At 69.3% G+C, this 7,307-nt stretch carries 9 protein-coding genes; 5 read left to right on the forward strand and 4 right to left on the reverse strand.

What is annotated here, in order from left to right; translation table 11 throughout:
- On the reverse strand, nucleotides 1-470 hold a 470-nt coding region (locus tag AC08OX_RS11110), incomplete at its 3' end, for a cbb3-type cytochrome c oxidase subunit I (protein WP_476607740.1).
- A complete protein-coding gene (gene ctaC / locus AC08OX_RS11115) occupies nucleotides 467-1,417 on the reverse strand; it encodes an aa3-type cytochrome oxidase subunit II (protein WP_476607741.1) in 951 nt (316 codons plus the stop codon). The genes AC08OX_RS11110 and ctaC, both read right to left, overlap by 4 nt.
- A 246-nt stretch (nucleotides 1,418-1,663) precedes the next feature.
- Between ctaC and AC08OX_RS11120 the strand changes: the two genes are divergently transcribed.
- Both AC08OX_RS11120 and AC08OX_RS11125 read left to right on the forward strand, forming a co-directional pair.
- Nucleotides 1,664-2,812 (forward strand): cysteine desulfurase family protein, encoded by a 1,149-nt coding sequence (locus tag AC08OX_RS11120; protein WP_476607742.1) that lies wholly within the window; start codon nucleotides 1,664-1,666, stop codon nucleotides 2,810-2,812.
- Between the two features lie 13 nt (nucleotides 2,813-2,825).
- On the forward strand, nucleotides 2,826-3,062 hold the full coding sequence (locus AC08OX_RS11125; RefSeq protein ID WP_476607743.1) for a sulfurtransferase TusA family protein: 237 nt from the start codon (nucleotides 2,826-2,828) through the stop codon (nucleotides 3,060-3,062).
- A 9-nt stretch (nucleotides 3,063-3,071) separates the two neighbouring features.
- Here AC08OX_RS11125 and AC08OX_RS11130 read toward each other — a convergent pair whose 3' ends face one another.
- Both AC08OX_RS11130 and erpA read right to left on the reverse strand, forming a co-directional pair.
- On the reverse strand, nucleotides 3,072-4,052 hold the full coding sequence (locus AC08OX_RS11130; RefSeq protein ID WP_476607744.1) for a carbohydrate kinase family protein: 981 nt from the start codon (nucleotides 4,050-4,052) through the stop codon (nucleotides 3,072-3,074).
- Between the two features lie 316 nt (nucleotides 4,053-4,368).
- Nucleotides 4,369-4,731, reverse strand: coding sequence for an iron-sulfur cluster insertion protein ErpA (gene erpA, locus AC08OX_RS11135; protein ID WP_011437506.1), 363 nt, complete (start codon nucleotides 4,729-4,731; stop codon nucleotides 4,369-4,371).
- 410 nt (nucleotides 4,732-5,141) lie between these two features.
- Here erpA and nadA point away from each other — a divergent pair, with 410 nt between their 5' ends.
- From nadA to AC08OX_RS11150, 3 genes are read left to right on the forward strand one after another with little or no spacing between them, the layout of a single operon-like run.
- Nucleotides 5,142-6,365 carry a quinolinate synthase NadA gene (gene nadA, locus AC08OX_RS11140; RefSeq protein WP_476607745.1) on the forward strand — a complete coding sequence of 408 codons (1,224 nt, stop codon included), beginning with the start codon at nucleotides 5,142-5,144 and terminating at the stop codon, nucleotides 6,363-6,365.
- Nucleotides 6,365-7,000, forward strand: coding sequence for a DUF3043 domain-containing protein (locus tag AC08OX_RS11145; RefSeq protein ID WP_476607746.1), 636 nt, complete (start codon nucleotides 6,365-6,367; stop codon nucleotides 6,998-7,000). The genes nadA and AC08OX_RS11145 overlap by 1 nt, the downstream gene beginning before the upstream one ends.
- A 55-nt stretch (nucleotides 7,001-7,055) precedes the next feature.
- On the forward strand, nucleotides 7,056-7,268 hold the full coding sequence (locus AC08OX_RS11150; protein ID WP_476607747.1) for a hypothetical protein: 213 nt from the start codon (nucleotides 7,056-7,058) through the stop codon (nucleotides 7,266-7,268).
- Nucleotides 7,269-7,307: the final 39 nt, after the last annotated feature.

The raw sequence follows: 7,307 nt of genomic DNA on the forward strand, positions 1-7,307 counted from the left end.
TCGTTGTTCAGCGGCGAGTAGGCGAACCAGCCGAAGGACGCGGCGCCGTTCGGGGTCAGGAACCCGAGGATCACCGTCAGGCTGCCGAACAGGAAGAACCAGTAGGACAGCGCGTTCAGCCGCGGGAACGCCACGTCCGGCGCGCCGATCTGCAGCGGCACGAGGAAGTTCGCGAACGCGAACGCGATCGGGGTCGCGAACATGAGCAGCATCAGCGTGCCGTGCATCGTGAAAAACTGGTTGTACTGCTCGTTGGAGAAGTACTGCAGCCCCGGGCGGGCGAGTTCCGCCCGCATCATGATGGCCAGGACACCGGCGAAGAGGAAGAACACGAACGACGTGACGAAGTACATGACGGCGATGTCCTTGTGGGACGTCGTCCGCAGATAGCCGAGCAGGTTCGTCCGCCGGGGGATGTGGGAGTCCGGGGAGTCGGCGTGGCCGACACCCGCTTCTTGTACGAGGGTCACTGTCCACTCCCGGTGGTTGCGGTGGTGGCGGCGGTCCCGGTCGTTGACGCGGCCGGCGCCGCCGAGATCGCCACGTTCTCCCGGTCCGCGATGAACGTGTCGTACTCGGCCTGCGGCACGACCTTCACGTAGAAGTTCATCCGGTCGTGGTCCGTCCCGCACAGTTCGGCGCATCGACCGATGAAGGTGCCGGTCTTCGTGATGGTCAGTTCAAACTGGTTCACCCGGCCGGGGATGACGTCCCGCTTGAACAGGAACTCCGGCACCCAGAACGAGTGGATGACGTCCGGCGAGCTCTCCACGAAACGGATCGAGCGGTTCTGCGGCAGCACGAGCACCGCCGGTTCACCGGGGCGACCGGTGACCTCGATCGGGTTGGCACCCTGCCGGCCGGAGCCGGTGTCGAGGTACTTGAACTGCCAGTTCCATCGGAAGGCGATCACGTCAACGGTGACGTCTGGCTTCGGCGAGAGCTTGGTGACCTCGCTCTCGTCCCGGGCCGTGTAGAAGAACAGCCCGGCCACGATCACCACCGGCACGACGGTGTAGAGAACCTCGACTGGCAGATTGTAGCGCACCTGGCGGGGAAGCACGTCGCTGCGTTTCCGGAAGGCGATGATCGCGTAAAAGATCATTCCCCAGACGAGCACACCGACGGCGAGCGCGGCGATCGCCGAACCCTGCCAGATGTTGAGAAGGCGCGGCGTCTGGTTCGTCACGCCCTTGGGATAACCGAATGTAGGCCTGTCGCAGGCGGTCGCCATGATCCCCACGACAGCGAGCACGGCACCGAGACGCAGGACACGCCGAAGCGGCCGGATGTGCCGCGTCCCGTGCACGCCGACCGCGGACACCGCAGCTGCGCGTGTGTCGGAGTCAGCCGGTGTCGTCGGCGTGTCCTCGACATCCGCGAGCGACGGCCGGGTCCGACCGAAGGATCTCCTCACCAGGTCCTGCCTCCCACGACGAGCGGGCCGCGGCCGCGGGGCGGACAGCGTTCGTCCCCGCGCGCGAGACCCCCTGGAAACGCCATGTCGCCCCGCCGATCCAACCGGACGACATGCTGTCTTCGACACGCTGTAGATGGTGCGGCAGCAGCGTATCCCAGCAGCCGCGAACCTTCTCGCCTAAGGCCCCCGTCAGCGCCTGTGACGCACGCCCCTCCCGGCCGTTCACGGCGTACCGTTTCACAGGTGCCGGCCTATCTCGACCACGCGTCGACCACGCCGCTGCACCCTGCCGCGCGCGAGGCTCTGCTAATGGCTCTTCAGGATGGTTGGGCCGACCCGGCACGGTTGTATCGGGAGGGCCGCCGGGCGCGCATGCTGCTCGACGCGGCCCGCGAGACCGTCGCGGGCGTGCTCGGGGCCCGGCCGGACGAGATCAGTTTTCCCGCGAGCGGGTCGGCGGCGGCGCACCTGGCCCTGTTGGGCACGGCGGCGGCCCGGCGGCGTGCGGGTGACGTCGTCATGGTCAGCGCGGTCGAGCACTCCAGCGTCCTGCACGCCGCGCAGCGGTACGAACAGGCCGGTGGACGGGTCGCCAGGATTGGTGTGGATCATCTCGGCCGGGTCGACCCCGTCGACTTCACCCCCGTCGCCGGTACCGCCGTCGCCAGCCTCCAGCACGCCAACCACGAAGTCGGGACCATCCAGCCGGTCGCCGAGGTCGCCGAACGGATGCGCGCCGCCGGGGTGCCACTGCACACCGACGCCGCCGTGACAGTCGGCCACATCCCCGTCGACCTGGCCGACCTCGGGGTGGATCTGCTCACCGCGAGTGCCCACAAGTTCGGCGGACCACCCGGGGTGGGCGTTCTCGCGGTGCGCACCGGGACCCGCTGGCGCAGTCCCGGTCCCGTTGACGAGCGGGAGGGCGGTCGGGTTGCGGGCTATCCGAACGTCCCCGCCGTCGTCGCCGCCGCCACGGCGCTGAGCGCCCGGGCGGGTGAACTCGCCGCGGAGGCGCCCCGGCTCGCCGGCTACGTGGCCGAACTGCGCCGCCGGCTGCCCGAACTCGTCAACGGCGTGGAACTACTCGGCGATCCGGACCGGGCGGCGACGGTTCCGCACATCAGCGCGTTCTCCTGCCTCTACGTCGAGGGCGAGGCGCTGCTGACCGAGCTCGACCGGGCCGGAATCGCCGTGAGCTCCGGGTCGAGCTGCACATCCGACACCCTGATCCCGAGCCATGTCCTGGTCGCCATGGGCGCGTTGACACACGGCAACCTGCGGATATCCTTCGGCCGCGAGTCGACCCAGGCCGATCTCGACGCCCTGCTGACGGCGCTGCCCGCAGCCGTACGCGCCGTGCGGGACCGGCTGGGCGCCGCCGGGCTTTGATGCCGACAATCCGATGACGGACCAGCCGCACACGGTCGACTCGCGGGGACGACGCTGCCCGTTGCCAATCATCGATCTGGCCCGCGCCTTCGGCGGGATTCCGGTGACCGGCACCATCACGCTCTGGGCCGACGACCCCGCCGCCGGCGCGGACGTCGTGGCCTGGTGCCGACTGCGGGGTCAGGAGCTGGTGGACGTCTCCCCGCTTCCGGAAGGCGGGGAGGCGTTCGTTATCCGGCGGCTTGTATAACCCGCCGGCTCAGATTGCCGGCAGATGCTCGGCGATCTCGGCGGCGGCGTCGGAACCGTAGGCCTCGGTGAGACGCTTAAGCACCTCCGAGGGCTCCACCGTGTACTCCTGGGTGCCGATCGTCTCCAGGACCAGGGTGGCGAGGAGGGAGCCGACCTGGGCGGAGCGTTCGAGCGAGAGGTCCCAGGACCGGCCGGCGAAGAACCCGGCCCGGAAGGCGTCCCCGACTCCGGTGGGATCCGGGGTGGCGCGGGCGGGAACGACCGGGACCCGGATGGGGTCGCTCTCCGGGGCCTCGATGACCGCACCGTCCTTGCCGTGCGTGGTCACCCGGACACCGACCCTGGCCAGGATCTCCTCGTCCGACCAGCCGGTCTTGCTGGCGAGCAGCGCCTTCTCGTACTCGTTACAGAACAGGTAGGCCGCACCGACGACGAGCTCGCGGATCTGCGGGCCCTCCATGATCGCGAGCTGCTGGGAGATGTCCGCCGCGAACGGATATCCCCGCTGCCGGCACTCCGCGCTGTGGCGCAGCATCGCCCCGGGGTCGTTGGGGCTGACGATCACCATGTCCAGGCCGCCGAACCGCTCGGCGATCGGCCTCAACTCGATGTCGGCGGCCTCACTCATCGCACCCGGGTAGAAGGACGCGATCTGGTTGAGGTCCTCGTCGGTGGTGCAGACGAACCGCGCGGTGTGCGCGATCTCACTGACCCGCACGGAGGCGGTGTCCACGCCGTGCCGGTCGAGCCAGGAGCGGTAGTCGGCGAAGTCCTCGCCGACCGCGCCGACGAGGATCGGGCGCAGGCCCAGTCGGCCCAGGCCGAAGGCGATGTTGGCCGCCACTCCGCCCCGCCGGATCACGAGCTCGTCGACGAGAAAGGACAGCGAGACCCGCTCAAGCTGGTCGGCGAGCAACTGCTCGGCGAACCTTCCAGGAAAGCGCATGAGGTGGTCGGAGGCGATGGAACCAGTCACGGCGATACGCACGATCAAGGAGCTTACCGGCCTGCCCCGAAGCCCGGAACCACCGGCTCGCGCTGGTTCACGCGCGTCATCACGGAGGCGTCAGAATTACGAGGCGTCAGATCGCGGAGTCCCGTGATTCCGGCGGCCCGCCGGCAAGGGAAACGACGGATACCGGCGCAAGCGGATACCGACGCAGCACATACGGGAGAGCCCGGTCCGACGAACAAGGGCCGGACCAGGCTCTCCCGGACGTACCAGTCCGATCAACCGGTCACCGAACCGCACCCGGGGCTCGCGTCGAGACGCGAGCAGGAGGGACGGCCCGGTGCTCAGCGCATCAGTGGAACGAGTCGCCGCAGGCGCAGGAACCCTGGGCATTCGGGTTATCGATAGTGAAACCCTGCTTCTCGATCGTGTCGACGAAGTCGATCGTCGCCCCGCCGAGGTACGGGGCACTCATCCGGTCCACCGCCACCTTGACACCGGAGAAATCGATGACGGTGTCGCCGTCGAGGGAGCGCTCGTCAAAGAACAGCTGGTAGCGCATGCCCGAGCAGCCTCCGGGCTGCACCGCGATACGCAGCTTGAGGTCATCCCGACCCTCCTGCTCGAGCAGGGTCTTCACCTTGCCTGCGGCGGTGTCGGTGAGGACGACGCTCGAGGACTGCGTCGCGGGTGCCGTGGTGTCCTGAACGGTCATAGGGACTACTCCTGCCCTTGGTGGACGTGCCTGGCAAGCCAGGCCACTAGTTCCGGTTGACTTGTACGCAGGGCGCCGCCGACCATCCGGCGCGCACCCCCGGGCACGGCACTGCCACTGTGCCGACATCCATGCCCAACACCGTCGGCCGGGATCCGCTTCCTATGGTAGCGACGTCGGCGCGGGTCAACCACGTCGAGATCCCGACCATGCCTGGAGACGGTGGTCACTCCCGTTCACGTTAGTGACCTTCGTCTGGCCGCCAGCTGACCACGAAGAGCTCGGCATACGATGGCGCCGGGAGTTAGAGTCTCATCGACCATTCGTGGACGGGTCCGGCGGGATCGTTCGGTCGGCCGCCGCGGACGACGAGGCGGCCAGGCCGAGGGCCGGTCGACCGGAGGAGCGCCATGACCACCAACCCGACCCTGCGGCGCGGCCCTATCCCTGCTCGCGACCCGGCCCTCGGCCGGGTCGGTGTGGCTCCATCACCGCTGGCCCTGCTGCTACTCGGCCGCCAGGCTGACCCGGCCAGCGAGCGTGGCGTGGACTGTCCGGGTGAACTCCCCCCAGCGGCCGATCCGGCCCTCACAACCCGCGCCGCGGCGGCGAAGCGGGCACTGGGTGATCGGGCGTTCATCCTCGGGCACCACTACCAGCGCGACGAGGTCATCGCCTTCGCCGACGTGACCGGCGACTCGTTCAAGCTGGCCCAGCAGGCCGCCGCGCGGCCGCAGGCCGAGGCGATCGTCTTCTGCGGCGTGCACTTCATGGCGGAAAGCGCCGACATCCTCACCGGCGCGCACCAGCAGGTGATCCTGCCGGACCTCGCCGCCGGCTGCTCGATGGCGGACATGGCCACCGCCGAGCAGGTCGAGCAGGCCTGGGACGATCTGCTCGATGCGGGAGTCGCCGCCGATACCGTTCCGGTGAGCTACATGAACTCCTCGGCCGCGATCAAGGCGTTCACCGGGCGCCACGACGGGACGATCTGCACCTCGTCGAACGCCAGGCGCGCGCTGGAGTGGGCCTTCGGCGAGCGCGGGGGTGCCCGGGTGCTCTTCCTGCCGGACCAGCACCTCGGCCGCAACACCGCCATCGGTGAACTGGGGATGAGCGAGCAGGACTGCGTCGTTTACGACCCCCGCAAGCCCTCGGGAGGACTGCCCCGCCGGCAACTGCGCGCGGCGAAGATGATCCTCTGGCGGGGTCACTGCTCGGTGCACGGCCGGTTCACCCGCGACAGCGTCGACGAGGTCCGCCGCCGGATCCCCGGGGTGACGGTGCTCGCCCACCCCGAGTGCCGGCGGGAGGTCGTCACCGCGGCCGACCTCGTCGGCTCGACCGAGTACATCATCTCGGTCGTCGCTGCCGCTCCCGCCGGATCGGCGTTCGCGATCGGTACCGAACTGAACCTGGTGCAGCGGCTGGCGACGAGGCACCCTGACAAGACCGTCGTCTTCCTGGACCGTACGGTGTGTTTCTGCTCCACCATGAACCGGATCGACATGCCCCACCTCGTGTGGGCGCTGGAGTCCCTCGTACGGGGTGAGACGGTGAACCGCATCACCGTCGACCCGGACGTGGCCACCTATGCCCGGAAGGCTCTCGACCAGATGTTGGCGCTGCCCTGATGGCTCTGCTGAAACGACGCAGCTCCGCCGGCTCCGATGCCGGCCCCGGCCCCGGCCCCGGGGACCCGATCGCCGAGCAGGTGGAGAGGGTCGAGCAGGAGAAGGTCGTCGATCCGCGGCGCACGGCGGCCAAGGGCCGGCCCACGCCCCGCCGGGCGGAGGCGCGAGCCGCCCGTACGAAGCCCGGTGGTGCGCTCGGCGTCCCGGCGAACAAGCAGGAGGCGCGGGCCGCGCGGCGCAGGCAGAGCCAGGAGTACCGCGCGGCGATGATGTCCGGCGACGTCAGCCGGCTGCCAGCGCGTGAACGCGCGCCCGAGCGCGTACTGACCCGCGACTTCGTGGACACGCGGATCAACGTCGGATCGTTCTTCTTGCCAATCGCCGTCGTCTACTTCGTCGGCGGACTGGTCCCGAACGCATCGATCAGGCTGGCCGCGACCCTGCTGATGCTGCTCGGGATCGTCGCGGTCGTCATCGACTCGATCCTGCTCTCCTGGCAGGTGAGCCGGCGCGTCGCGGAGAAGTACCCGGACTCCCGGGTGCGGGTGCGGGCCTACGCCGCGCAGCGCGCGCTACTGCCGCGGCGCTGGCGACTCCCCCGCCCGCGGGTCTCCCGCTCCGACCCGCGCCCCTGATCGACGGTCAGAACCGAACCATGTTCATACACTACGGCTCATGAGCGATCATGGGTTGGACAAGGAGCGTGCGCGGGCGGTCCGTGCTCGGCTACGTGCGCGGCGGGCCGGGGGCGGTAGCGGGGAGGATCAGCGGCGCCCGTGGGCGGGTGAGCCTGCCGCGATCTACTGCCGGATCTCGCACCTCAAGGATGACGATCAGACAGGCGTTGATCGTCAGCGGGAGATCGCGCACGAGGTCGCCGAACGGCTAGCCCGAGTTTCCTGACTGGCGGGTAACTTGGACTCCTCTGGTCATGATCGACGA

This window comes from Frankia sp. CoBUL1, from assembly GCF_978021245.1.

Coding starts and splice junctions, on each gene's coding strand:
- AC08OX_RS11125 (WP_476607743.1), top strand. CDS start 2,826: ATGACGGACCAGCCGCACACGGTCGACTCGCGGGGACGACGCTGCCCG.
- erpA (WP_011437506.1), bottom strand. CDS start 4,731: ATGACCGTTCAGGACACCACGGCACCCGCGACGCAGTCCTCGAGCGTC.
- nadA (WP_476607745.1), top strand. CDS start 5,142: ATGACCACCAACCCGACCCTGCGGCGCGGCCCTATCCCTGCTCGCGAC.
- AC08OX_RS11145 (WP_476607746.1), top strand. CDS start 6,365: ATGGCTCTGCTGAAACGACGCAGCTCCGCCGGCTCCGATGCCGGCCCC.